General features: G+C 61.3%; 14 protein-coding genes. 6 read left to right on the top strand and 8 right to left on the bottom strand.

Annotated features, from left to right (window positions below; translation table 11 throughout):
- From GRH90_RS13880 to fes, 3 genes are all read right to left on the bottom strand, one after another.
- Positions 1-3,912, bottom strand: coding sequence for an enterobactin synthase subunit F (locus GRH90_RS13880; RefSeq protein WP_162366649.1), 3,912 nt, complete (start codon positions 3,910-3,912; stop codon positions 1-3).
- An 83-nt stretch (positions 3,913-3,995) separates the two neighbouring features.
- Positions 3,996-4,202, bottom strand: coding sequence for an MbtH family protein (locus GRH90_RS13875; RefSeq protein WP_162366548.1), 207 nt, complete (start codon positions 4,200-4,202; stop codon positions 3,996-3,998).
- 62 nt (positions 4,203-4,264) lie between these two features.
- Positions 4,265-5,578, bottom strand: a complete 1,314-nt coding sequence (gene fes / locus GRH90_RS13870; RefSeq protein WP_162366547.1) for an enterochelin esterase — start codon at positions 5,576-5,578, stop codon at positions 4,265-4,267.
- A gap of 307 nt (positions 5,579-5,885) precedes the next feature.
- Here fes and GRH90_RS13865 point away from each other — a divergent pair, with 307 nt between their 5' ends.
- Entirely contained in the window at positions 5,886-8,198 is a 2,313-nt protein-coding gene (locus tag GRH90_RS13865; RefSeq protein ID WP_162366546.1) for a TonB-dependent siderophore receptor, read from the top strand.
- A 1,158-nt stretch (positions 8,199-9,356) separates the two neighbouring features.
- Here GRH90_RS13865 and malT read toward each other — a convergent pair.
- On the bottom strand, positions 9,357-12,071 hold the full coding sequence (gene malT, locus GRH90_RS13860; RefSeq protein ID WP_162366545.1) for an HTH-type transcriptional regulator MalT: 2,715 nt from the start codon (positions 12,069-12,071) through the stop codon (positions 9,357-9,359).
- A gap of 249 nt (positions 12,072-12,320) precedes the next feature.
- On the opposite strand from malT, the gene malQ reads away from it, so the two are divergent.
- A complete protein-coding gene (malQ, locus tag GRH90_RS13855) occupies positions 12,321-14,402 on the top strand; it encodes a 4-alpha-glucanotransferase (protein ID WP_162366544.1) in 2,082 nt (693 codons plus the stop codon).
- Between the two features lie 125 nt (positions 14,403-14,527).
- Here the strand turns inward: malQ and malG are convergent, their stop codons facing one another.
- The 3 genes from malG to malE all read right to left on the bottom strand — a co-directional run bounded on the left by malG (position 14,528) and on the right by malE (position 18,329).
- Positions 14,528-15,418 (bottom strand): maltose ABC transporter permease MalG, encoded by an 891-nt coding sequence (malG, locus tag GRH90_RS13850; RefSeq protein ID WP_162366543.1) that lies wholly within the window; start codon positions 15,416-15,418, stop codon positions 14,528-14,530.
- A gap of 12 nt (positions 15,419-15,430) precedes the next feature.
- Positions 15,431-16,927: a maltose ABC transporter permease MalF gene (gene malF / locus GRH90_RS13845; RefSeq protein ID WP_246236057.1), complete on the bottom strand. Its 1,497-nt coding sequence runs from the start codon at positions 16,925-16,927 to the stop codon at positions 15,431-15,433.
- A gap of 208 nt (positions 16,928-17,135) precedes the next feature.
- Entirely contained in the window at positions 17,136-18,329 is a 1,194-nt protein-coding gene (malE, locus tag GRH90_RS13840; RefSeq protein WP_162366541.1) for a maltose/maltodextrin ABC transporter substrate-binding protein MalE, read from the bottom strand.
- A 464-nt stretch (positions 18,330-18,793) separates the two neighbouring features.
- Here malE and malK point away from each other — a divergent pair, with 464 nt between their 5' ends.
- From malK to satP, 4 genes are all read left to right on the top strand, one after another.
- Complete coding sequence (gene malK, locus GRH90_RS13835) at positions 18,794-19,903, top strand: maltose/maltodextrin ABC transporter ATP-binding protein MalK (RefSeq protein ID WP_162366540.1); 1,110 nt, start codon at positions 18,794-18,796, stop codon at positions 19,901-19,903.
- Between the two features lie 39 nt (positions 19,904-19,942).
- Complete coding sequence (locus tag GRH90_RS13830; RefSeq protein ID WP_162366539.1) at positions 19,943-21,232, top strand: maltoporin; 1,290 nt, start codon at positions 19,943-19,945, stop codon at positions 21,230-21,232.
- A 106-nt stretch (positions 21,233-21,338) separates the two neighbouring features.
- Positions 21,339-22,247 (top strand): maltose operon protein MalM, encoded by a 909-nt coding sequence (malM, locus tag GRH90_RS13825; RefSeq protein WP_162366538.1) that lies wholly within the window; start codon positions 21,339-21,341, stop codon positions 22,245-22,247.
- 236 nt (positions 22,248-22,483) lie between these two features.
- Positions 22,484-23,041, top strand: coding sequence for an acetate uptake transporter (satP, locus tag GRH90_RS13820; RefSeq protein ID WP_162366537.1), 558 nt, complete (start codon positions 22,484-22,486; stop codon positions 23,039-23,041).
- Between the two features lie 68 nt (positions 23,042-23,109).
- On the opposite strand, the gene ygjG is transcribed toward satP, so the two are convergent.
- Entirely contained in the window at positions 23,110-24,567 is a 1,458-nt protein-coding gene (gene ygjG, locus GRH90_RS13815) for a putrescine aminotransferase (protein WP_376766080.1), read from the bottom strand.
- Between the last annotated feature and the right edge of the window lie 203 nt (positions 24,568-24,770).

Below are 24,770 nucleotides of genomic sequence, written 5' to 3'. Positions count from 1 at the left end.
CTACAGTTCCCTGAGCACCTGGTTGAGCAGCGGGCCGAGCACCTGGAACGAGGCGGGCGAGATGATATCCACATGGGCGCAGTCCAGCTCATGTACGCTCAGCTTGCCCACATAGGTCGACCAGGTTTGCCGCACGTCCATATCGGCGGGCAGCGTGCGGCGCGCCACGAACAGCGTGGCTTCCCCGGCAAAATACGCGCTGCGGCTGGCCGCCAGCAGGCGCACCGAATCCGCATAGTTACCCTCGATATCATCAAACAGCCGCCGCTGTCCGCCTCCCGCCGGCTCGGCTATGCCCTGCTGCGCGGCGATAAACTGCTCGCGCTCGCGCCGCACTTCCTCCAGCACTTCCGGATCCAGCACGTGCTTACCCTGCACCGCATTCCAGTTGCGGGTTTCCGGCGGGTAGGTATCGAGCAGGCCGAGAAACGCCACCGTTTCCCCCGCGGCGCGCAAGCGGGCCGCAATACCCTGCGCCAGCGTGCCGCCCAGCGAGTAGCCGATAAAATGATAGGGTCCGTGCGGCTGCACGTTACGCACGGTCAGCAGGTGCGCGTCGCATACCTGCTCCAGATCGTCGCAGCGTTGCAGCGGGCCGTCCGGACGCGGCGACTGAATACCCACCAGCGGCCAGCGCGGATCGAGATAGCGCCGCAGCACGCTGAACTGCCAGGCAAATCCGGACGCGGGGTGGAAACAGAACAGCGGCGGGCCGTTGCCATGACGTAGCGGCAACACCGCGTCCAGGCCGGAGCGCTGCGCATCGTCGTCCCGATCGCGGCCGTTATCGTCCAATAACACGGCCAGCTGCGCCACCGTCGAGGCCACCATCACCTGCCCGACGGTAACCGGCTTGCCCAGCGCCCGGCGCAGTTCGGCCGCCAGCCGCATCGCCAGCAGGGAGTGGCCGCCGAGGGCGAAAAAGTCATCATCAACCGACCCGATCTCCTGTTGCAACAGTTGCGCAAACAACGCGGCAATCCGCCGCTCGGTTGCCGTTTGCGGCGCACGCCCACGGGCGGCCTGACGGGCCCGCGGCAACGGCAGCGCCTTACGATCGAGCTTGCCGTTGGCGCTGAGCGGCAGGGCGGGAAGCTCGACCAGCGCCACCGGCACCATATGCGCGGGCAGCCGTTCGGCCAGGGCGGCGCGCAGCGCCTCGGGATGCAGCGTTTCGCCCGGCTGGGCCACCAGGTAGCCGACCAGTTGCCGGGCGTCGCCGCCGGCGCCGGCGTCGGGCATGGCGCCCAATACGCGGGCATGGGTCACCGCCTGGCGCACGCCCGGCAATAACAGCAGGGCATGGTCGATTTCACTTAGCTCGACACGCTGCCCGCGGATTTTAAGCTGATCGTCGCTGCGTCCCAGATATTCCACCGCGCCGTTATCCAGCCAGCGGGCAATATCGCCGGTGCGGTACATCCGCCCGCCGTCGCCGTCGGGATCGGCCACGAACCGGCTGGCGGTCAGCTCCGCGCGTGCCAGATAGCCTTGGGCCAACTGTGCGCCGGTCAGGTAAAGATCGCCCGCCACGCCCGGCGGCACCGGGCGCAACCGCCCGTCAAGAATACGCAGGCCGGTATTCCATACCGGGAAGCCGATCGGGACATTCGCCCCGCCGATCGCCGCCAGCACCTCGCCATGGGCGGGGTACCAGCTCACATCAACCGCGGCCTCGGTCGGGCCGTACAGATTATGCAGTTCCACGCCGGTACGCCGTTGCCACAGGCGGGACAGCTCGGCGGGCAGCGCCTCGCCGCTGCAAAATACCCGGCGCAATGTACCGCAGCAGGCAACGGCGTCGTCATCGGCCAGCGCGGTGACAAACGCCGCCAGCATCGAAGGGACGAAATGCAGGGTGGTCACGCGATAATCCGCCATCAGCTGCAGCAGGGCCTGCGGATCGCGGTGGGCGTCCGGCGGCGCCATCACCAGCCGCGCGCCGACGATCAGCGGCCAGAAAAATTCCCACACCGACACATCAAAGCTGCAGGGGGTTTTCTGCAATACCACGTCGGCGGCGGTCAACGGATAATGATCCTGCATCCACAGCAAACGGTTCACGATGGCGTCATGGGCCACCACCACGCCTTTCGGCCGCCCGGTCGAGCCGGAGGTGTAGATAATATAGGCGGGATGATGCACCGACGGCCCCGGGAAGGCCTGCGGCAGCCGCGGATCTTGGGCCAGCGGCGCGTCATACAGCAGCAGGGCGCCGCGGGTGTCGAAACGCGCGGCCTGATCTTCGCTGGTGATAATCAGGCGGGGCCGCGCGTCGTCCAGCATCAGCCACAGCCGGTCGTCCGGATAGCCGGTGTCCAGCGGCAGGTAGGCGGCGCCCACCTCGACAATGGCCATCAGCGCCAGCGACAGAAATACCGAACGCGGCAGCGCGACGGCGACAATATCGCCCGGCCGCACCCCCCGCGCCACCAGTCGTTGCGCCAGCGCCAGCACCTGTTCGCGGGTTTCGCCATAGGTCAGGCGGCGCCGCGTATCCATCAGCGCCATGGCCTGCGGCGCGCGCAACGCCTGCCGCGCCAGCAGGGTGCTGAGCGTATCTGGCGCCACCGGCCTGGCGGTGTCATTGATGCGCGCCAACAACGCATGGTCGGGAGCGTCCAGCAGATCGGCCCGGCCGCATTGCAGCGCGGGGGCGGCGGCAAACTGGCGCAGCAGCAACGGCAGGCGGCGGGCGTGGCCGGCCAGTTCGGCGGCGGTGTAACGTTCGGCATTGGCCACCAGTTCCACCGCCACCTCCTGTTCGCCGAGGTATAACGCGATTTCCACATCCCGCACCGGTCCCGAGGCCAGGGCGCGGGTCACGCCTTCCACCCCGGCAAAATCCAGCTGGAAATCGAACATCTTCAGGTTAAATACCGGGCCGAACATCGGCTGTCCGTCGCCGGTCCGGCCCAGATCGCGCTGCACCTGCTCCGAGTCATAGCGCTGATGGCGGCGCAGGCTTTTCAGCTCGCCGGACAGGGTGGAAGCCAGTTCGCCCAGCGTCTGTCGCGGGCCGACGTTGACGGCCAGCGGCAGGACATTGATCACCGGGCCGGTGGCGTCCAGGGCCGCCGAGCCCATACGGCGCATGAAGATAAAGCCGGCGGCATAGGACGTTTGCCCGCTCAGCCGGGCAAACCATAGCGCCACCAGCGCCAGGGCCAGATCGGCGACGCCCGGCGCGCGTTGTTGTCCCGTTACCAGGACGTTCAGCAACCGGGTGTCAAGATTCAGCGTATGCCGCAGCAACCGGGTGGTGGCGGCCTGGCCGGACAGCGGTTTGAGCGCCAGCGTGGCCGGCGCCGGCAGTTGCCCGGCTTTTTCCCGCCAGAAAGCGGCGTCGCGTTGCCAGGCGTCCGACTGATGATAAGCCTGGTATTCCTCCACCACCGCCCGGAACGGGGTAAAAGGAGGCGGCGACGGCGTCTCTAGCCGCATCAAGGCGGTATACAGCGCGGCAATGCGCCGGGTGACGGCGGTAAAACTAAAGCCGTCCACCTGCAGGTGATGGTAGCGCTGATACCAAAACCAGCGATCGCGGGCCACGCGTATCAGCATATGCCGGTACAGCGGTTTGCCGCTCAGCGCGCGCATGTCGCCCGCCAGATCCTCTTGCATCAGCGCCAGCGCGGCGCTCTCCGCTCCCTCGGCGGCGCCGAGATCCAGGCAATCGGGGCGATCAAACGTCCGATCGTCTGCGACCCATTGCACCGGGATGCCGTCACGTTCGGCAAAGCGCATCCGCAGGGTATCGGCCTCGCCCATACCCTGGCCGATGGCGCGCAGCAGGCAATCGCTGTTGATATCGCCCTTTAGCTCAATGTAATGGGCCACCGCATAGGCGTTATGCAGCGGGGAGAGTTGGTCGGCAACCCAGATACCGGGTTGCGCCGCCACCAGGGGCATTTCGATCGCTTGTCCATCGGCGTCGGTTGGCAAGGATATGTCTGACACGGCGGTAGCTCCTTTAAAACGAATGATTGCGCCGGTTATGCGCCACGCAGCGCGGCGGGACGCATATCGGTCCAATGAGTTTCCAGCCAACGGCCGCATTCAGCGCGCGGCGCCGGGCCGAATACCGGCGCCCAGCCGCGGGGCACCGGACTGAAATCAGGCCAGAGGCTATATTGAGATTGCTGATTGCGTAACACCAGACAGTCCTGCAGCGGGTCGTCAAATGGGTTGAGTTGTTCCAAAACAGACTCCTTGCATCAGTGCGTAATAGCTGAAAACAGGCATGGCCCATGGGTGGAAATGGCTAAGCGCGGGTAAAGAGCCAGGGCATAGGCGACATGCCGGACCACAGCGCGGCAAGCCCGTCCAGCAGTCCGCCGCGCCAGCACAGCGCGTCGTGGCCGCCGTCCACCACCCGGTAATCGACCTGATGCCCGCGCCGGCGCAGGAGATCGGCTAAACGGTCGTTTACCCGATGGATAAGCTGCTCCCTGGCGCCGACCTCGATAAACGCCTTTAACGCCTGACCGTCGCCCAGTCCCTGCGCTATCTGGCCCAGCAGCCGGCTGGCGTCGCCGGGGACGTTCTCGGCCTGCGCCAAATCCCGGTCTGGCCACCAGAAGGATCCGGACTGGCTTAGCACGCAGCCAAAATGCCCGGGCCAGTTCAGCGCGGCGTACAGGGCCGACAGGCCGCCAAAGCTTTGCCCCGCCACCACCGTCGTGGCCGGATCGGCACGGTACGGCGCCCAGGTTGCCAACTGTGGCAGCAGTTCTTCCCGCACCGCCAGCCAGAAGTCAGGATTGCAGGTTAATTCGCGCCCGCGCTGCCGGGTATCGATGGCGTCGATCAGCACATAGACCGCCTCTGGCAGGCCCCCGGTCCGGGTCATGTGCAGCAGCGGCGACCAAACCGGCATCTGCCGCGACCAGAACTGTCCGTCGAGCAGGATGGCGAGGGGGCGTTCGGCTTCGCGCCGCCGGCCGGTGGTGAATATCCATATATCGCGGGTATTGCCCAGGCGCTCGCTTAACCAGCGATGACGCTCAAGCCCCGCGGGCGCCGGCAACGGCGGCAGGGTGCGCCCGGCCACCGGACCGATCTTGTCAAACTCGCGCCAGGCCGCCTGCGCGGGCGCCCGCGGCATATGCAGCGCGGAAACCGGATGGCCGCGCCCGTTGGTCCAGGCGCGCAGCGGATTTAGCCTATCGGCCACCGCGCCGGCGAATAAACCGCGCCAGGCGTTGCGCAACGCGGCCCGGTCCACGGGCGCCATCGTCAGCGTGACGAAAGCACCGTCGTCCCGGCACGGGATAAAGCAGTAACTGCCCCGCCAGCTTTCCCCAAGCCGGGTTTGCCAGTACCAGACATCCGTGCCGGCGATACGCTCAAGGCTTTGCGGACCGGTATTGCCGTGATGGTCGGTCACGCCGCTGATGTTTATCCATACCCGGCGAATAGCGGATGCGCGCTCGTCGCCCTCTGGATCACGCCACAGGAAGATGACGCCGCATTGTCCGGCCGGGCCTGGCTCCACCCAAGGCGCGCCCTGGCGTTCCACCTCCCGCCACCAGCCGTCGCCGCCTACGTCGGCACGGGCCAATATCTCTTTATTCACCGTGCACTATTCCTTATGGAAAACCCGAATGTAGACCTTTTAATATAAAACGTAAACTTAATACTATTGATAATTATTTCTATTTGCAATAGTGTGTAAAAGTTCCGTAAAGGGTCGGTTTTATTTGTCATTGGATTGACTGATCGAGGAAATAACGCAATGTTAACAGCAGGTTAACATTGGCCTTTCGCCGCCGGGCAGTTGCTGAAAAACTGCTTATTTTATCAACATAATAAAACATCAGGCCGTCCATACCGCTGGATTTCCGCCAGCGCAGTCTCCGGATCGGCTTCAGATCAGGGATAATATGCATACCACATTATCAGGTTACTCCTTAGCGACCTTAATCAGTCTGGGCCTGGGGACTCTGGCACTTCCTTTGGCTGCGTTTGCGGCCGACAGCACTACCACAGCACCGGTATCAACACCCGCGACGTCGGGCAACACCACGGCAAGCGACGGCGCTCAAACCGCCGGCAAGAGTACCGCCACCGGCGATACCATCGTGGTCACCGCGGCGAAGCAAAACCTGCAGGCGCCGGGGGTATCCACCATCTCCGCCGATGAAATCAGGAAACGACCGCCCGCCCGCGATGTGTCGGAAATTATCCGCACCATGCCCGGCGTCAACCTGACCGGCAACTCCACCAGCGGCCAGCGCGGCAATAACCGCCAGATCGATATTCGCGGCATGGGGCCGGAAAATACCCTGGTCCTGATTGACGGCCTGCCGGTCAGCAGCCGCAACTCGGTGCGCCAGGGCTGGCGCGGCGAGCGCGATACCCGCGGCGATACCGCCTGGGTGCCGCCGGAAATGATCGATCATATCGAGGTGATCCGCGGTCCGGCTGCGGCGCGCTACGGCAATGGGGCCGCAGGCGGCGTGGTTAATATTATTACCAAAAAAGAGACCGGGGAGTGGCATGGTTCATGGAATACCTACATGAATATGCCGCAGCATGATGACGAAGGGTCGACCAAACGCACCAACTTCAGCCTGGCCGGGCCGCTCAGCGACGCATTCAGCTTTCGCCTGACCGGCGGCTACAGTAAAACCAAGGCCGATGCCCGCGATCTTAACGACGGCCATCAATCCCTGCGTACCGGCACCTATGCCGATACCATCCCGGCCGGACGCGAAGGCGTCAGGGACAAAAATATCGATGCCCTGCTGCACTGGGATCTGGCGCCGATGCACTCGCTGGAGTATGAAACCACTTACAGCCGCCAGGGCAACATTTACGCCGGCGATACCCAGAATACCAATACCAGCGCGCTGGTAGAGGATAACTACGGTAACGAAACCAACCGCATCTACCGCCAGACCCATGCCCTGACCTATCGCGGCGCCTGGGACAGCGGCATCAGCACCATGAACTATGTGCAGTATGAGCGCACCAAGAATACCCGGCTGAACGAGGGACTGGCCGGCGGCACGGAAGGCATTTTCTCCAATGACGATTTCTCCACCATCGAGTTGGACAGCCTGCTGGCGCATACCGAACTCAGCGTACCGTTTGAGCTGGGGGTCAACCAGACCCTGACGGTCGGCAGCGAATGGAACCAGCAGAAAATGAAGGATCCGGCGTCGAATACCCAGACCCTGTTGGGCGGCGCTATCCCGGGCGTATCCAGCACCGGCCGCAGCCCGTACTCCTCGGCCGATATTTTCTCGCTGTTTACCGAGGATAATATGGAACTGACCGACAGCACCATGCTGGTGCCGGGGCTGCGCTTCGATCACCACTCCATCGTCGGCGACAACTGGAGCCCCTCCCTTAACCTCTCGCAGGGGCTGGGCGATGATTTCACCCTGAAGATGGGCATTGCCCGCGCCTATAAAGCGCCGAGCCTGTTCCAGACCAATCCCAACTACCTGCTCTACAGCCGCGGCCAGGGCTGCGCCGCCAGCACCGGCGGTTGCTATCTGCTGGGTAATGATGACCTGAAGGCGGAAACCAGCATCAACAAGGAAATCGGGCTGGAATTCAAGCGCGACGGCTATCAGGCGGGAGTGACCTATTTCCGCAATGATTACCGCAATAAAATCGAGGCGGGTTATGTGCCGACCGGCGTATCGACCAACGGCGCGTCCGATATCTACCGTTGGGAAAACGTCCCCAAAGCGGTGGTACAAGGGCTGGAAGGCACGCTGAACATCCCGGTCAGCGAAACCATCTCCTGGAATAACAACATCACCTACATGATTGAAAGCAAGAATAAAGAGACCGGCGATTACCTGTCCATCATCCCGGAATATACGCTGAACTCAACCTTGAGCTGGCAGGCGCGCCAGGATCTGTCGGTGCAGTCCACCCTTTCCTGGTACGGCACCCAAAAACCGAAGAAGTACAACTACAAGGGCGAACGCGTTACCGGCAGCGAAACCGACGAGGTCAGCCCTTACGCCATTATCGGCCTGAGCGGCACCTATGATGTCAACAAATACGCCAGCGTCACCCTGGGCATCGACAACCTGTTCGATAAGCGCCAGTTCCGCGCCGGCAACGCCCAGACCACCGGCAACGCCGCCACCAACGCCTATATGTACGGCGCCGGCGCCGCCACCTACAACGAACCGGGCAGGACATTCTACCTTGGCCTGAACACTCACTTCTGAATCCGGCGCCAGTAGCCGGTAGTGAGAGAGTGTATGTGCCGATGGCACGCCGAGTTTGCTGACAACGGGGGGAGGGTTTCGCCTGCGGTAGGCTTTATGTCACCCCGGCGGGGTCTGGCTGGCGGTAAGGTTTATGTTGCCCCGGCGAGGGTTTCGCTTGCCTTGCGTTGGGTGGTTATTGGTATTGCCGGGTGCCGGCAAGCGACAAGGAGGGTGTTTCGCGACACCCTCCTTGACCTCCGCGCGTCCGGCAGGTCGCGCGTCGCTGCGCGATGCCTTCCTGCGCCAGCGCGCTCTATGCCGGCCCAAATGTCGCTGTTAGCAATGCTTTTTTATTAGGCTATAGCGTTGCTGGTGTTGAGGGTCAGGAAGTATAGATTGAGATACTGCTAATCATTATGGGAAGCAACTGGCACAGCGAAAATCAGGTCATCCGGCATAAGCCTTTAGCCTTTAGCCTTTAGCCTTTAGCCTTTAGCCAAAAATTACCGCTGTTTCCCCCCCGGTATATGCATACTCCCATAAACAAACAAAAAACGCCTTCTCTTGCAGACGATGGTGTTGACCTTGTGCCGGCATAGAGTGCGCCGGCGGCGCAAATCACGGCTGGATGAGCCGCCGGGAGCGGCGAAAGCCCGGGTTGCGCCGGGAGCGCATCCCGGGCGGTCCAAAAGCCGTGATGCGGCGATGCCGGGGACCGCGCAGCGGCGCACGACCTGCCGGACGCATGGGAGTCCAGAGGGACCGGGCGAACGGTCCCTCTGGTTGCTTGCCGGCACCCGGCAATACCAATAACCACCCAACGCAAGGCAAGCGAAACCCTCGCCGGGGCAACATAAACCTTACCGCCAGCCAGACCCCACCGGCGCGACATAAACCTTACCGCCAGCCAGACCCCACCGGCGCGACATAAACCTTACCGCCAGCCAGACCCCACCGGCGCGACATAAACCTTACCGCCAGCCAGACCCCACCGGCGCGACATAAACCTTACCGCACGCCAGACTCGCCGGGGCGACATAAACCTTACCGCCAGCCCCTGCGCTAAATCCTCCATGAGACAGCTATAGTACCGAAACCCTCCACCCCATTACGCCAGCACTCAAAAAGGAAGGCGGCGGGATGGTCAACAGACCAAGCGTGCCGATAGCACGCCCTCTACACCGCATAACCAATCATCGTCAACATCTTTTTCACCTGCTGCACCGCATCCTGCCGCTGCCCCACGCCCAGCTTTTGATAAAGATTGCGGATATGGGTCTTGATGGTGGTCGCCGCCACCTCCAGCTCGCCGGCGATTTGATTATTGCTGTACCCCGAATAAATCAGCCCCAGCACCTGCCACTCGCGCTGGGTCAGCGGACTGATGCGAATCAGCTCCGGCACCTGCGGATGATGCAGCAGCTGTTGGACAAAATCCTCATCGAAATGGGCGAACTTATGCCGGTGATGGGCATTGATATCGCGCAGGATGCGCCGGGTACGCTGTTGCTCCAGCTCCGGCAGCACGCCCAGCTGCAGTAGTTGCCTCAGTTGCACCGCCATCGTTTCGCCCTCGATGACAAAATGGCTGATAAAGCCGGTGCGATTAGCTAACGACAGCGCCTCCATCAACACCTTTTGGGCATCATTCTTCCGCCCGGCATGCCAATAAATCAGGTTATTCAGCAACAGATTACGGTTAAGGTCGCTGACCAGACGCAACTGCCGGGCGTTATCGTTAAGCTCGTCCAGCACCACTTCCGCCTCGTCAAACTGACCGAGCAGGATTTGGGCGCGCGCGATATTACGCCACTGGCCCTGCAAAAAATGGTTATCGACATTATCCGGTTTTACCGTCTGGCCCAGCCACCGCGCGGCGGCATCGGTGTCGCCGGTCAACTGCCAAAACAACACCCGGGGCTTATCGGCGTTGGTTACCCAATCGCTATGGTATTGCGCGCCGCTCATCAGGTTTTCGCAACGATGCAGGTGGCTACGGGCATTGTCGAAATCACCGCGCGCCAAGGCGATTTTGGCCAGCATGGCCAGGCACTGCAACTGCTGCTGCGGCTCGGCGCCGGCCAGGACCTTCAGCCCGGCGAGGGCGGCCTGTTCAGCCTCGTCCAGGCGCGACCAGGACCAGAGCAACTGCGCGCGCAGCCGCAGCAGGAACTCATGCATCGGCAACTGTTCCAGATGTTGCTCGCCCACCAGCTCAAACGCCTTATCCTGTATTTCAAATGCCGCCTGCAAATATCCCTGGGCTATCAGGATCTCGCTTTGCTGCAACAGCGCCCATAACGCGTAATGGTATACCCCGTGCTGGCGCGCCATCCGATCGGTCTGCTGCATCATGGTCAGCGCAATGGTCAACTGTCCTTTGCAGTGCGCGACTTCGCCGGTCACCGACGTGGCGACGATGCGGCCGAAATAATTGCACTGCGGCAAAAACCGCAGCGCTTCGGCCGCCAGGGCTTCCGCTTCGTCGGGCTTGCCGGTGTTGATGGCCACCTGCGCCAGCAGGGCGTTGAACTCCGCCGCCAGCCAGGGCGAGACATCGAGCTTGCGACGGGCCATCTCCGCTTTGTCATGGGCCAGCAGGCTCGCCACCTCGGCGCATCTGTGCTGGCTCTGGGCCAGCCAACCCTTCAACAACACCAGCCGCGGACGCAGGATCAATACGTCATAGGGCAGATGCTTCAGGCAACGATCCAACAGCGCCAGCTCGCCATGGTTAAACAGCGTCCAGCCGCTATCGAGCAGGATCCGGCACATCATCTCCACATCATCCGCCGCCATCGCATGGTGAATGGCCTCGCCGGGATAACCCAGCTCCAGCCAGCCGGCGGCGGCGCTACGGTGGATCTCGGGCAGCTCGGCCGCCAGTTCCCACTGGCAGCGCTGGCGCAGGAAACCGGCGAATAATGGATGAAAACGAAACCATTCGCCGCTATCGTCCATGCGCTGGATAAACAGCCCCTGGTGCTCGGTTTGCTCCAGCCGCTGCTGACCGTTTTCCTCGCCCGTCAGCCGGTCAATCAACACGTCGTTCATCGAGCGCAGCAGCGAACAGCGCAGCAGGAAACGCCGGGTGGCGCCGTCCACCCGATCGAGCACCTCATCCACCAGGTAATCGGACAAATGACCCGCATTGATGCCCGACAGCCGCCGGGCGGTTTTACTGGCCGGCGTATCGGACTGACGGGTGGACAGCACAATCAATTGCAGCGCCGTCGCCCAGCCCGCCACTTCGTCACAAAGCCGGTTGCTATCCTGGGATTCGATGGACATATCGAGACGGCAATCGAAAAACAGCTTCGCCTCCTCATGGGTAAAGGCCAGTTGCTGGCTGCCGATTTCCAGCAGTTGATCGCGCACCCGCAGGTTGGCGATGCCCAGCGACGGCAGGTTGCGCGATAGTAAAACCAGCTTGAGGTTATCCGGCTGCTGGCGCAACAGGCCGCGCATGGCGTCGTGTATCACCGAATTGGTGATCAGATGATAATCGTCGATCACTAAAAACAGCGGCTTGTCCCAGTCGGCCAGATCCACCGACAGCTGGGCAAACAGGGTGGCAAGGCTGGCATACTGATGCTTCTGCGCCAATGCCTCGCTGCGCAGGCAATGGCCGTCCGTCGCCTGCTGGATGGCCGCCACCAGGTAATTGGCAAATATCTCAGGTTCATTGTCACTTTCATCAAGCGAAAACCAGCCCAAATCCTGTCTTGCCGCCGCCCACTGCGCAATAAGCGTCGTTTTGCCGTACCCGGCGGGACTGGTAATCAGCGCCAGGCGATAGTTGGCCGCTGAAGAAAGCCGGTCCAGCAAACGCTGGCGCGGCACCGTATTATGCAGCCTTGCCGGCCGTCTGAGTTTTGATGGGATTAGCATTCTTTTTATTTCCCCGGAGGTGCGCAATAACTGTCGAAAACTAACTGTTAATTATTGTAATAATATTGTAAGTAATTATTGCCCAAGGTTATCCATTTCATATTTTGGTAAATTGCGCCCTGTCACAATTTTTACTACGCCTCGTCGCTCCTCCTCACATAACCCATCACCGGGAGGATGCCGGTCGCGCCCCGCCAGGTCATGATCAACGGCGGTACCAGTCATCAGCGGCCCACGGCGGGAAGGATAATGGAAGAACTTTTGCTGGAACAGCTATCGGCCCAGGCCGGAATCGGCAGCGAATATATCAACGCCCTGGGCCGGCGCCAGACCATCTCGCCACAGACCAAACGCCGGCTGCTGGACGCCATGGGATGCCGGGCCGGACTCGCGGCCGTCACCACGGAACCGCTGCCGCCGGTGGCCGTTTGGCGACGGGACGAGCCGGCGGCGCTGACGCCCGGCGGCGAGGGCGATTACCAGTGGCGGCTGTATACCGAACAGGGCGGTTTCCTCCAGGGTGAGGTGAGCGCCGGATCCCCGCTGCAACTGCCCCGCGTCCTGGCGTGCGGCTATCACCGGCTAACCTTAAGCCAGGGCGCGCGCGCGTGGCGCTGCCGGGTGATCATCGCCCCGCCCCGCTGCTATCAGCCCGAGGCGCTGCTCGGCGGGCAAAGGCTGTGGGGCGCCTGCGTTCAGCTCTATACGCTGCGCTCGGCGGCCAACTGGGGCATCGGCGATACCGGCGATCTGAAAAAGATGGTGCGGGAAATCGCCCGGCGCGGCGGCGCGTTTGTCGGCCTTAACCCGCTCCATGCGCTTTATCCGGCCATGCCGGGCAATGCCAGTCCCTACAGCCCGTCATCGCGGCGCTGGCTGAATACGCTGTATATCGACATCAATAGCCTGGAGGATTTCCACCTTAGCCCGGCGGCGCGGCTATGGTGGGCGCGGGCGGACGTGCAGCGCCGGTTGGCGCAAGCGCGCGCCGCGGCTGACGTGGATTACCCTGGGGTCGGCGCCCTGAAATTAACCGCGCTGCGGCTGTGCTGGCAACAGTTTAACCTGCGGGAAGAGCAGGATGGGCAGCGGCTGGCTTTTGCCGCTTTTGTGCGTCTGGGCGGCGCCAGCCTGCGCCATCAGGCCGAATTTGACGCCCTGCATGAGTCTCTGCTGGCGCGGGACGCGTCCTGCGTGGGCTGGCCGGACTGGCCGGAGGATTGCCGCGATATCCGGGGCGCCGGCACCCAGACGTTCCGCCAGCGGCATGGCGATGAGATCGCGTTTTATCTTTGGCTGCAATGGCTGGCCGATGGTCAGTTCGCCGAGTGTTTCGCGTTGTGCCGCGCGCTGGGCATGCCCATCGGGCTATATCGCGATTTGGCGGTGGGAGTTGGCGACGGCGGCGCGGAAACCTGGAGCGACCCGGCATTGTATTGCCTGGGGGCGTCGGTGGGCGCGCCGCCGGATATGCTCGGTCCGCGGGGACAGAACTGGGGGCTGGCCCCCATGGATCCCCGCGAGATGGCCTTACGCGGGTACCAGCCGTTTATCGATCTGGTGCGATCTAATATGCAGGGCTGCGGGGCGCTGCGCATCGATCATGTGATGTCGCTGCTGCGCCTGTGGTGGATCCCGCTGGGCGATACCGCCGGACAGGGCGCCTATGTTCATTATCCGATGGAGGATCTGCTGTCCATCCTGGCGCTTGAGAGCCAGCGCAACCGCTGCATGGTGATCGGCGAGGATTTGGGCACGGTGCCGCATGAGATCCTCGCGCGGCTGCGCGGCAGCGGCGTGTATTCCTATAAAGTGCTGTATTTCGAGCAGGACGCCCACCATAATTTCCTGGCGCCCGGGGCGTACCCGCCGCAGTCGATGGCCACCGCCGCCACCCATGATTTGCCGACGCTGCGCGGCTATTGGGGGGCGGGCGATCTCCGGCTCGGGCAGACGCTGGGACTCTATCCCATTGAGTCGGCGCTGCGTTACCTGCATAAGGACCGGCGGCGCTCGCGCCAGGGGCTGCTGACCGCCCTGCACCGCCACGGCTGCCTGCCGCGGCGGGTCTCGCCACTGGCTGATACCCTGCCGATGTCGCCGGTGCTTAACCGCGCCATACACCGCTATCTGGCCGATAGCGCCAGCACGTTATTGGGATTGCAACCCGAGGATTGGCTGGATATCGCCGCGCCGGTCAACGTGCCCGGCACCGGCAATGAATACCCGAACTGGCGCCGCAAGCTGACGCTAAGCCTGGAGGAGATATTTGATAATGCCGGGATTAACCGGCTGCTGCGGGATATCAACCGACGCCGTCAATTGCGTTAAAGACCGGTATTGTTTCCGGCACAACCGATCCAGGGGCCGCGCCGGCCATCAGGCAAAAAAATGGCGACATTACGTCGCCAAAGACACAGGACACAGACATATACGCAAATTACAACAACAGTGGCTTAACCTTTCAGGCCCCCGGCGGTAAGACCGCTTACCAGCCAGCGCTGGGCCAGCAAAAACAGCAGGGTAATAGGTATGGCGGACAGCACCGCCGCGGCGGCAAAATCCCCCCACAAATAGTTTTGCGGATTGAGATACTGCTGCATGCCCACCGCCAGGGTAAAGTTGTCCACGTCGCGCAGCAGCAGCGACGCCACCGGCACCTCGGTAATGGCGCCGATAAACGACAGCACGAACACCACCGCCAGGATCGGTACCGACAGCGGCAGCAGTACCAGCCGGAACGACTGCCAGGGCGTGGCGCCGTCCAGGGCGGCCGCCTCCTCCAGCGATCCCTCGATGGTGTCGAAATAGCCCTTGATGGTCCACACGTGCAGCGTGATGCCGCCAAGATAGGCGAATATCACCCCGCCGTGGGTATTAAGACCGAGAAACGGCAGGTACTGCCCAAGCCGATCAAACAGTACATACAGCGCCACCAGCGACAGCACCGCCGGGAACATCTGGAAAATCAGCATGCCCTTGAGCAAGGGGCTTTTACCGCGAAACCGCATGCGGGCGAAAGCGTAGGCGCAGGTGGTGGACAGCGCCACGATGCCCACGGCGGTAACCGACGCCACCTTGACCGAATTCCATAACCACAGCAGCACCGGAAACGGCGGCGGCGTGATGCCGCCGTCCGCGTGCCGCACGCTCAGTCCCAGCGCCAGCCGCCAGTGCTCGAGGGAAATCTGCCCGGGGATCAGGCTGCCGGTGGCAAAGTTGCCGATACGCAGCGAAATCGCCAGCACCATCAGCAGCGGGAACAGGATCATGGCGATAAAACCCAGCAGTAATACATGCGTCGCCGCCAGGCGCAGAAAGCGCGAGGATGATTGAACTATGGCCACCGGCGGACCTCCTTAATCAAACGTCAAACGTGTTGCTTTCAGGTTCAGTATCGCCAGCCCGCCCACCAGCAGGAAGATGATGGTGGCAATGGCGGCGGCCAGGCCAAAATCCTGCCCGCCGCCGCCTTCGAAGGCGATACGGTAGGTATAACTCACCAGCAAATCGGTATAACCCGCCGGCGTGGTGGTGCCGATGCGGTCCGGTCCGCCGTTGGTCAACAGCTGGATCAGCACAAAGTTATTAAAATTAAACGCAAAGCTGGCAATAATCAGCGGCGTCAGCGGCTTAATCAGCAGCGGCAGCGTAATACCAAAGAAATTCTGCAACGGCCCGGCGCCGTCCATGGCCGAGGCCTCGTATAAATCATCGGGGATGGATTTCAGCAGCCCCATGCATAAAATCATCATATAGGGATAACCGAGCCAGGCGTTCACCACCACCAGCATCAGCCGGGCCAGCAGCGGGGCCTGGAACCAACTGGGCCTGATGCCGAACAGGGCGTTAAGCATCAGGTTGATTTCGCCGAAACTCTGGTTAAACAACCCCTTGAAAATCAGTATCGAGATGAACGACGGCACGGCATAAGGTAAAATCAGCAACAGCCGGTACAGGGCGCGGCCCCTCAGCGCCTCCCATTGCACCACGCAGGCCAATACCATGCCGATGGCCACGGTCAGGACCACGGTTAGCAACGAAAACACGATGGTCCAGACGAATATCGCCAGGAAAGGTTTCTGGATCCCCTGGTCCTGCACTACGCGCATGAAATTTTTCCAGCCCACCGGCACGGTATACCCGGGGCTGAGCTGGCCGTCGACAAAACGTCCTTCGGCATTCACCGCCTGGTAAAAACCCGTGGCCGGGTTGGGCCGGTATTCTTTCCCGCTATGGCTGTCGGTCAGGCTATCCCGCTCGCCCAGGACATACAGCGGCCGCAGGCTGGAAAACTGCCGTAACGAGCTGATGCGCAGCCGCGCGCCGTCGGGCAGTTGCAGCGTCAGCCGCCCCAGCGCCTGGCGATGCCGCGTGACCGCCCTGAGCGTACCCCGCGCCCCCGCTGGCGGCGCGTCGCTCGCTTGCATAACCAACGTCCGCTCCCGGCCGTCGTCCGCCGTGAACACCGGCGAGACCCAAAGCCCGCCGTTCACGTCATCGGTCAATGCCAGCCGCCACGCGTCATCCTGGCCATACAGGCTGAAGCCGTAGGATTTGCCGGACTGTAATTGCCGTTCCAGCAACACCGATTGCGCGCGGTCAAAGGTCAGCTGATGCACGCTGCCGTAGTTGGTAAACGCGATACCGATGGTGCAGGCCAACGGAAACAGCACAAACAGCCCGACGCCCGCCAGGCCGGGATAAACATAGCGCCAGGCATACGCCCCGGCGTTGGCGAAGATGGCCAGCCAGGCGCCGGCCAGGATAAGCGTCAGCATGGCGAACAGATATTCGCCCCGGGCATACATCGGTATCACCATCCAGGCGATGGCCAGGGCGCAAAAAACCACCATCGGCCACTTCACGTACCGATGGCGCCACCGGCGCGCGGACCTGCGGGACAGGGGAGCTGAGCCAAGTTTTGACATAACCCTTCCTATAACGGCGAATGACAACCTGATTGCTCGCACGCGCCGTGACGACGGTTGACCAGCCAATGGCCCGCACGCGCCGTGACGGCGGGAGATAACCCGACTCCAGGCACGGCCCCGGGCCGACGGGTCATTTGATGATGCGCGCCTTTACCCCGTCCAGCGCGTCCTGCACGCTTTGTTTACCGTTGATGGCGTTGACCACCGCGCTGCGCTCGGCATACCAAAAAGCGCTCATCTGCGGAATATTCGGCATGATCTCGCCCCTTTGCGCATTATCCATAGTGGCGGCGATACGCGGATCCCTGGCCAGTCCGGCCTGATAACTTTTCAGCGCCACCGCGCCGAGCGGCTTGTCTTTATTCATGGCGCCCAGACCGTCCTGGGTCAGCAGATAGTTTTCCAGGAACTCTTTCGCCAGTTCCTTATTGGGGCTGGCGGCATTAATCCCGGCGCTGAGCACGCCGACAAAGGGTTTAGAGGGCTGGCCCCGGAAGGTGGGCAATGCCGCCACGCCGTAGTGGACGCCGCTTTTTTCCAGATTGCCCCAGGCCCAGGGTCCGTCGATGGTCATGGCGGTTTGTCCCCGGTTAAAGGCGGCGTCCGAAACGGAATAATCGGTGTCGGCGCTGATGTGCCCGTTCTTGATCAGATCGACGATAAACTGCAGCCCGGCGCGGGAGCCGGCGTTGTTCACCCCGACATCCTGGGTGTTGTAGCCGCCGTTTTCCGCCTTAAAGGCGTAACCGCCGGCGGCGGCGATAATCGGCCAGGTAAAGTAGGGTTCCTGCAGGTTCCACATAATGGCGCTTTTACCCTTGGCGCGCAGCTGGGTGTCAAGCGCCGGGATCTCTTCCCAGGTTTTCGGCGGCGCGCCGATCAGGTCTTTGTTGTAAATCAGCGACAGGGATTCCACCGCGATGGGATAACCGATCAACTTGCCGTCGTAGCGCACCGCGTCCCAGGTAAAAGGAAACAGCTTATCCTGGAACGCCTGGTCCGGGGTGACCTCCGCCAGCAGGCCGGACTGGGCGTAACCGCCAAACCTGTCGTGCGCCCATAAAATAATGTCCGGTCCATCGCCGGTCGCCGCCACCTGGGGATACTTCTCCTCCAGCTTATCGGGATGCTCTACGCTCACCTTAATGCCGGTATCCTGTGCAAACTTCTTGCCGACTTCAGCCAGGCCGTTGTAGCTCTTATCGCCGTTGATCCAGATAAGCAGCCGACCTTCCTCTATTTTGGCCAAGGCCGGCGAGCAGGCCATCGCCGAGATTACGGCCGACAGCGTCAGGGTACAAAGAGCGCATGTGATGCTAGCCATAGTTCCATCCTTACATGTGGCGATGTCCCGCAGGCGCGGAAAGCGAGTCCCCGACAGGAACCGGACCTGTAACCAGGCCGGCGGCGTCCGGGCGCGCGGAAAACCGTGATGAATCGACAATCTGGACATAGTGCGCATAACTTTTGCCACGCTCATCCTCCCCCGCCCTACGCCCCTGGGTCCCCCGCTGTGACCGCATTAACACTCCATGGGCAATTTGCGCGGCAAGCCACAAAAAGCATGCTGGATACTTGCGGCAACCGTCACGCTTTTACCGGCTCGCCGCCGCCATGGCCGTCAATTGCTCAGCAACGTCATCCCGCCGTCTCCCCCTTGAAAAAAGCCGCCCCCGGAGGATTTCCCTCCCGCGCGTTTCACTCACACTTGCCGACACTAGATGTCAACCTGCCGCCGCACCGCCGGGCGGCGGGCGGCGGGGCAAAGAGAGGCAGGAACCAGGGCCTATGGCAAGCGTGACGCTGCGCAATATCGGCAAAAGCTACGGTGACCACGTGATTTTCAGCGATATCAACCTGGATATCGGCGAAGGAGAGTTCGTGGTGTTTGTCGGCCCGTCGGGCTGCGGCAAATCCACCTTGCTGAGAATAATTGCCGGGCTGGAGGACATTACCTCCGGCGAGCTGAAAATCGACGATCGCCGGATGAACGAGGTGCCGCCCGCAGAACGGGGGGTCGGCATGGTTTTCCAGTCCTATGCGCTTTATCCGCACCTGACGGTGGCGGGCAATATGTCCTTCGGCCTGAAGCTGGCCCGGGTCAAAAAAGAGGAAATCAACCTCCGGGTGAACCAGGTGGCGGATATTCTCCAGCTCGGCCATCTGCTGGAACGCCGCCCCAAGGCGTTGTCCGGCGGGCAGCGCCAGCGGGTCGCCATCGGCCGTACCCTGGTGGCGGAACCGCAGGTGTTCCTGCTCGACGAGCCGCTGTCGAACCTGGACGCCGCGCTGCGGGTGCAGATGCGCATCGAGATTTCGCGCCTGCACCAGCGTCTGCGGCGCACCATGATTTACGTCACCCATGACCAGACCGAGGCGATGACGCTGGCGGACAAGATCGTGGTGCTCGACGGCGGTCGCATTGCGCAGTTCGGCAAACCGCTGGAACTGTATCACTACCCGGCCAATCGTTTTGTCGCCGGGTTTATCGGCTCGCCCAAGATGAATTTCCTGCCGGTAAAAGTGACCGCCATCGCCATCGACCAGGTACAGGTCGGGCTGCCCAACGGGCGGAAGGTGTGGCTGCCGGTGGAGAGCAGCCGGGTGGAGGTCGGCGCCAATATGTCGCTGGGCATCCGTCCTGAGCATTTGCTGGCCGGCAATATCGCCGATGTCGTCCTGGAGGGCGTGGTGCAGGTAGTAGAGCAACTGGGGTATGAAACCCTGATCCATATTCAAATTCCCTCCATCCGCCTCAATCTGGTCTATCGCCAGAATGATGTGGTGTTGGTCAACGAGGGTGCCCTATTCGCTATCGGCCTGCCGCCCCAGCGTTGCCATTTATTCCGTGAGGATGGCAGCGCCTGCCGACGGTTACACCAGGAACCGGGCGTATAAGTCTGCCTGTTCGCAGGCAATAATAATCAGGAGAAAATAATGACTAACCTACGCGTATTACCTTTGTCAGTGGCAATCATCGCCGGCGCGGTTTCCGCCCAGGCGATGGCGGTGGATTTTGGCGGTTATGCCCGTTCCGGCATCGGCTGGACCGGGAGCGGCGGCGAACAGCAATGCTTCAAGGCCACCGGCGCCTCCAGTAAATACCGCCTCGGCAACGAATGCGAAACCTACGCCGAACTTAAACTCGGGCAGGAGCTGTGGCGCGAAGGCGACAAAAGCTTCTATTTTGATACCAACGTCGGTTATTCCGTCTCCCAGCGTAACGATGACGAACCGTTGGAACCGAGCTTCCGCGAAGTCAACGTGGTGGGTAAAAACCTGATCGATTCGCTGCCGGGCGCCAATATGTGGGCCGGTAAACGCTTCTATCAACGTCACGACGTCCATATGATCGACTTCTACTACTGGGACATTTCCGGTCCCGGCGCCGGATTGGAAAATATCGATTTGGGCGTGGGCAAGCTGTCGCTGGCGGTGACGCGTAACAGCGAGGCCGGCGGCTCCTATGGTTATATCGATAACCAGCTCAACCAGGTGCCGACCATCAACGACATCTATGACGTGCGTATTGCCGAACTGGAGACCAACCCCGGCGGCAAACTGGAGTTTGGCGTCGATTATGGCCGCGCCAACGTGCAGGACAACTTCAACCTGGCGGACGGGGCCACCAAGGACGGCACCATGGCCACGTTGGAACACACGCAAACCATCGGCAACGGCTTTAACAAGTTTGTGCTGCAATACGCCACCGACGCCATGACCACCGATAATACCGGTCGTCCGCACGGCTCCTACGTCGATAACGACGGCCATATGATCCGCGTGCTGGACCACGGCGGCCTGGACTTTAACGACAAGTGGGCAATGATGTATGTCGCCATGTACCAGGATGTCGACCGCGACAACAACAACGGCACCACCTGGTACACCGTCGGCGTGCGCCCGATGTACAAATGGACCCCGATCATGAGCACCCTGCTGGAAGTGGGCTACGACAACGTCAAGTCCCAACGTACCAGCGATCGTAACGATCAGTACAAGGTGACGCTGGCGCAGCAGTGGCAGGCCGGTGACAGCATCTTCTCCCGTCCGGCAATCCGCCTGTTCGCGACCTATGCCAAATGGAATGAAAAATGGGGTTATGGCGATAACAACGCGGGTTATACCAACGGCGTCGCCTATAGCGATAACAGCAGTACCACCTTCAGCCGCGGTAAGGACGACGAAGTCGCCTTCGGCGTGCAAATGGAAGCCTGGTGGAAATAACCCCCGGCGCGGCCTGTTGACGGGTCGCGCTGTATAAGCACCTGGCGGGCCTGCGCTACTTGCCCGGCGCCGGCCCGCCGCTCGTCACGCTGATAAGGCGACAATAATGAAAATAAAAATGCTTTCCCTGTGCCTGATGGCCGCACTGAGCGCCATCCTGCCGGCCGCCACGCTGGCCGATACCCAGACCAATCCGCAAGATATGTCGGTAGCGCCGGTGATACCGCAGTCCACCCTGAGACAGTTGCCCTGGCAGACGCTGATGCCGCCGGTTAAACAGGAAATTATCCTCGACGGCGCCTCGCCCCGGATCCAAGCGGGCGACATCACCGGGCCGGTGGCCGCCGTGACCCTGCCGGCGAACCGCGGATCGCTGTCCGTCACCCTGAGCAGCCTGGCGAAAGGCCAGTCGGTCTTTGCCCCCAACGTGCTGGTGCTGGATGAGCAAATGCATCCGGCGGCGTTCTTCCCCAGCAGCTATTTTCCCTATGAAAAACCGGGGGGCATGTCGATGGACCGGCTGGAGGGCACGCTTAAGCTCACCCCCGCCCTGGGTCAAAAACAAATTTACCTGCTGATCTACACCACCCGCCAGGATCTGCTGGCCACCACCACCATGTCCAATCCGGCCAAAGCCTACGCCGAGGGGGTAGGCAACGCGGTGCCTGATATTCCCGATCCCATCGGCCGCCATAGCGAAACCGGGGCCCTCAGGTTAAACGTGGCGGCGGAACAGAAGAGCGGCAATATTACCATCGGCCAGATTTTCTCCGGCCCGGAAACGCAGCCGGTCGTGGTCGGCAACGCCGCGCCGGTGGCGTCCCAGGCTCCGGCGGCTGTCGCGCCGGCCGCGCCGATGCTTACCGATACCGAGCGCTATTTTAATCAAGCCATTAAACAAGCGGTGCGCGAGGGCAATATCGACAAGGCGCTTAAACTGCTTAACGAAGCGGAGCGGCTGGGGTCGTCATCGGCACGGCAAACATTTATCAGCAGTGTAAAAGGCAAGGGGTGAGGTTATCCCGATACTGCTGATATTTGGCAGAACATTGGTGCGCTCAGGCGCACCCTTTTTTCATGCCGGGGAAAAAAAAGACAAAAACCGCTCCAGGCTAATCTAAATCATTGTTTCAGCCGAGTAAGGTCATTATGATGCCGCAGCCCTTCGCCGGGCGGGGAGCCATCTTCGCCGTCGCGGGCCCCGAAAGGAGAGTCAGTCCACTTCATTTTGCCTTTTTCTGCTGAGGATATATGCATACCAACAAGTTGGCGAACCCCGGCCCGCTGGGATTAATGGGTTTTGGGATGACCACCATATTGCTAAACCTGCATAACGCTGGTTTTTTCCCTTTGACCTCAATCATTATCAGTATGGGTATTTTTTACGGCGGTATCGCGCAAATCATCGCCGGTATCATGGAATATAAGCACGGCAATACCTTCGGCACCACGGCGTTCACCTCGTACGGCGCGTTCTGGCTGAGCCTGGTGGGGATACTGATGTTGCCGCGCATGGGATTGGCCGAGCCGAGCGACGCGGTATTCCTGGGCGTGTACCTGGCGCTGTGGGGCATTTTTACCCTGTTTATGTTTTTGGGTACCCTTAAATCCAGCCGGGGGCTGCAAATCGTGTTCGGCAGCCTGACCGTGCTGTTTGCCCTGCTGGCCGCCGGCAATATTACCGGCAACCATCAGATCATCGTCGTTGCCGGGTATGTCGGCCTGTTCTGCGGCGCCAGCGCCATCTATCTGGCCATGGCGCAGGTCATAAACGAACAGCTGGGCCGCCAGGTGATGCCGGTCGGCTGAGTCTTGACAATAAAGCAATAAGGTCTCTTAGCGAGACCTTTTTTATGATGGGCTGGGCTGGATTGGCCCTACGCGGTCAAACCGGTCGAGGCCGCCACCGGGACCTGGATGTGCGACTGGGGCTGGGCAACCGTCGCCGGGGTCTTGTGGTGGACCGGCTCCTTGCCGCGCATCCGGCCCAGCACCCGTTCGGCCACCGCCAGCACCTGCTGGCAATAATCCAGCGAAATGGTCAGCGGCGGCTCGATGCGGATGGTTTTGGCATTGTTCAGCGTGCCCGCCACCAGGATCTGATGCTGGAACATCCCCTGGGCAAAAGCATACCCGATATCATTGCGCCTGAATTCCAGCGCCTGCAACAGTCCGCGCCCGCGCGCCTCCACCATAAACTCCGGATAGGCCGACGCCAGCCGGACAAAACCCTTGAGCAGGAACCGGCCCTTAAGCGCCGCCTGCGCCGGCAGATCTTCGCTGAGCAGCACGTTAATGGTGGCCAGCGCCGCCGCGCAGGCCAGCGGGTTGCCGCCAAAGGTGGTGGTATGCAAAAACGGATTCTCGAACAGCACCGAAAACACCTCTTCGGTGGCTACCGTGGCGCCGATAGGCATCACGCCGCCGCCGAGCGCCTTGGCCAGGCAGAGGATATCCGGCTGGACGCCTTCATGTTCGCAGGCAAACATCTTGCCGGTGCGGCCCATGCCGGTCTGTACTTCGTCGAGGATCAGCAGCGCGCCCACCTCGTCGCACAGCGCCCTGACCGCCGTCAGGTAGCCCGCCGGCGGAATAATCACCCCGCCCTCGCCCTGGATCGGTTCCAGGATGATGGCCGCCACGTCCGCGCCGGTGGACCGGCAGCGATAGACGCGATCGCGCATTGCCCCGATATCGCCGAACGGCACATGATCGAAGCCCTGCAGCATCGGCATAAAAGGACGGCGGAAGGTGGATTTGGCGGTGGCGGACAGCGCGCCGAGGGTTTTACCGTGGAACGCGCCGGTGGCGGCGATAAAGGTGGTCTTGCCGCGCGGAGTCTGGTAGGCCTTCGCCAGCTTCAGCGCGCCCTCGACGGATTCGGTGCCGCTATTGCTGAAAAAACTGTATTTAAGCCTGCCGGGCGTCACCGCCGCCAGGGTTTTGGCCAGCATCGAGCGCAGCGGATCGAGCAATTCCTGGCTATGGAGCGGTTGTTTCGCCATTTGGTTTTCGACGGCGGAAAGAACTTTTGGATTACGGTGCCCCACGTTGAAAATGCCAAAACCCCCCAGGCAATCGATATATTCCCTGCCCTGGGTGTCGAGCAGTGTATTAAGTCCACCGGCTCGCCATTCTACGGCTCCGTAATCCCCGCCTACCGTGACTGATTTACGATAATCAAGAAAACCGGGATTCACATACTCTTTAAAATTGTTTATCACTTCCTTATTCAGGTTGATCATCTCATCATGCGTCAGCGTTTTTTTCTCAATCCACTTAAGCGCCTGCTGAGTACATTCTAACGGGGTAAGCATGGGGGTTGAACGAGACAAAATAAGCTCCTTGGAAGGAGATATCATATGATATCGATCTGACAGATGCAGCGTCCGGGCCAACTGTAACTACCTGTATATATTTAGAACAAAATATGAAATCCATCAATAAAAAGAGTTATTAGCGCAAGATTGGAAATGAATAACAGCCGGAAATACTGAAATAACCAAGAGGAAAAAATAAGGAGGTTTTATTGCGAAGA

It is taken from the genome of Acerihabitans arboris (assembly GCF_010131535.1).
GTDB classification, from domain to species: domain Bacteria; phylum Pseudomonadota; class Gammaproteobacteria; order Enterobacterales; family Enterobacteriaceae; genus Acerihabitans; species Acerihabitans arboris.
This window is presented reverse-complemented; position numbering and strand designations above follow the sequence as displayed.

Coding starts and splice junctions, on each gene's coding strand:
- GRH90_RS13880 (WP_162366649.1), bottom strand. CDS start 3,912: ATGCCCCTGGTGGCGGCGCAACCCGGTATCTGGGTTGCCGACCAACTC.
- GRH90_RS13865 (WP_162366546.1), top strand. CDS start 5,886: ATGCATACCACATTATCAGGTTACTCCTTAGCGACCTTAATCAGTCTG.
- malT (WP_162366545.1), bottom strand. CDS start 12,071: ATGCTAATCCCATCAAAACTCAGACGGCCGGCAAGGCTGCATAATACG.
- malQ (WP_162366544.1), top strand. CDS start 12,321: ATGGAAGAACTTTTGCTGGAACAGCTATCGGCCCAGGCCGGAATCGGC.
- malF (WP_246236057.1), bottom strand. CDS start 16,927: ATGGTGGTTTTTTGCGCCCTGGCCATCGCCTGGATGGTGATACCGATG.
- malE (WP_162366541.1), bottom strand. CDS start 18,329: ATGGCTAGCATCACATGCGCTCTTTGTACCCTGACGCTGTCGGCCGTA.
- malK (WP_162366540.1), top strand. CDS start 18,794: ATGGCAAGCGTGACGCTGCGCAATATCGGCAAAAGCTACGGTGACCAC.
- GRH90_RS13830 (WP_162366539.1), top strand. CDS start 19,943: ATGACTAACCTACGCGTATTACCTTTGTCAGTGGCAATCATCGCCGGC.
- malM (WP_162366538.1), top strand. CDS start 21,339: ATGAAAATAAAAATGCTTTCCCTGTGCCTGATGGCCGCACTGAGCGCC.
- satP (WP_162366537.1), top strand. CDS start 22,484: ATGCATACCAACAAGTTGGCGAACCCCGGCCCGCTGGGATTAATGGGT.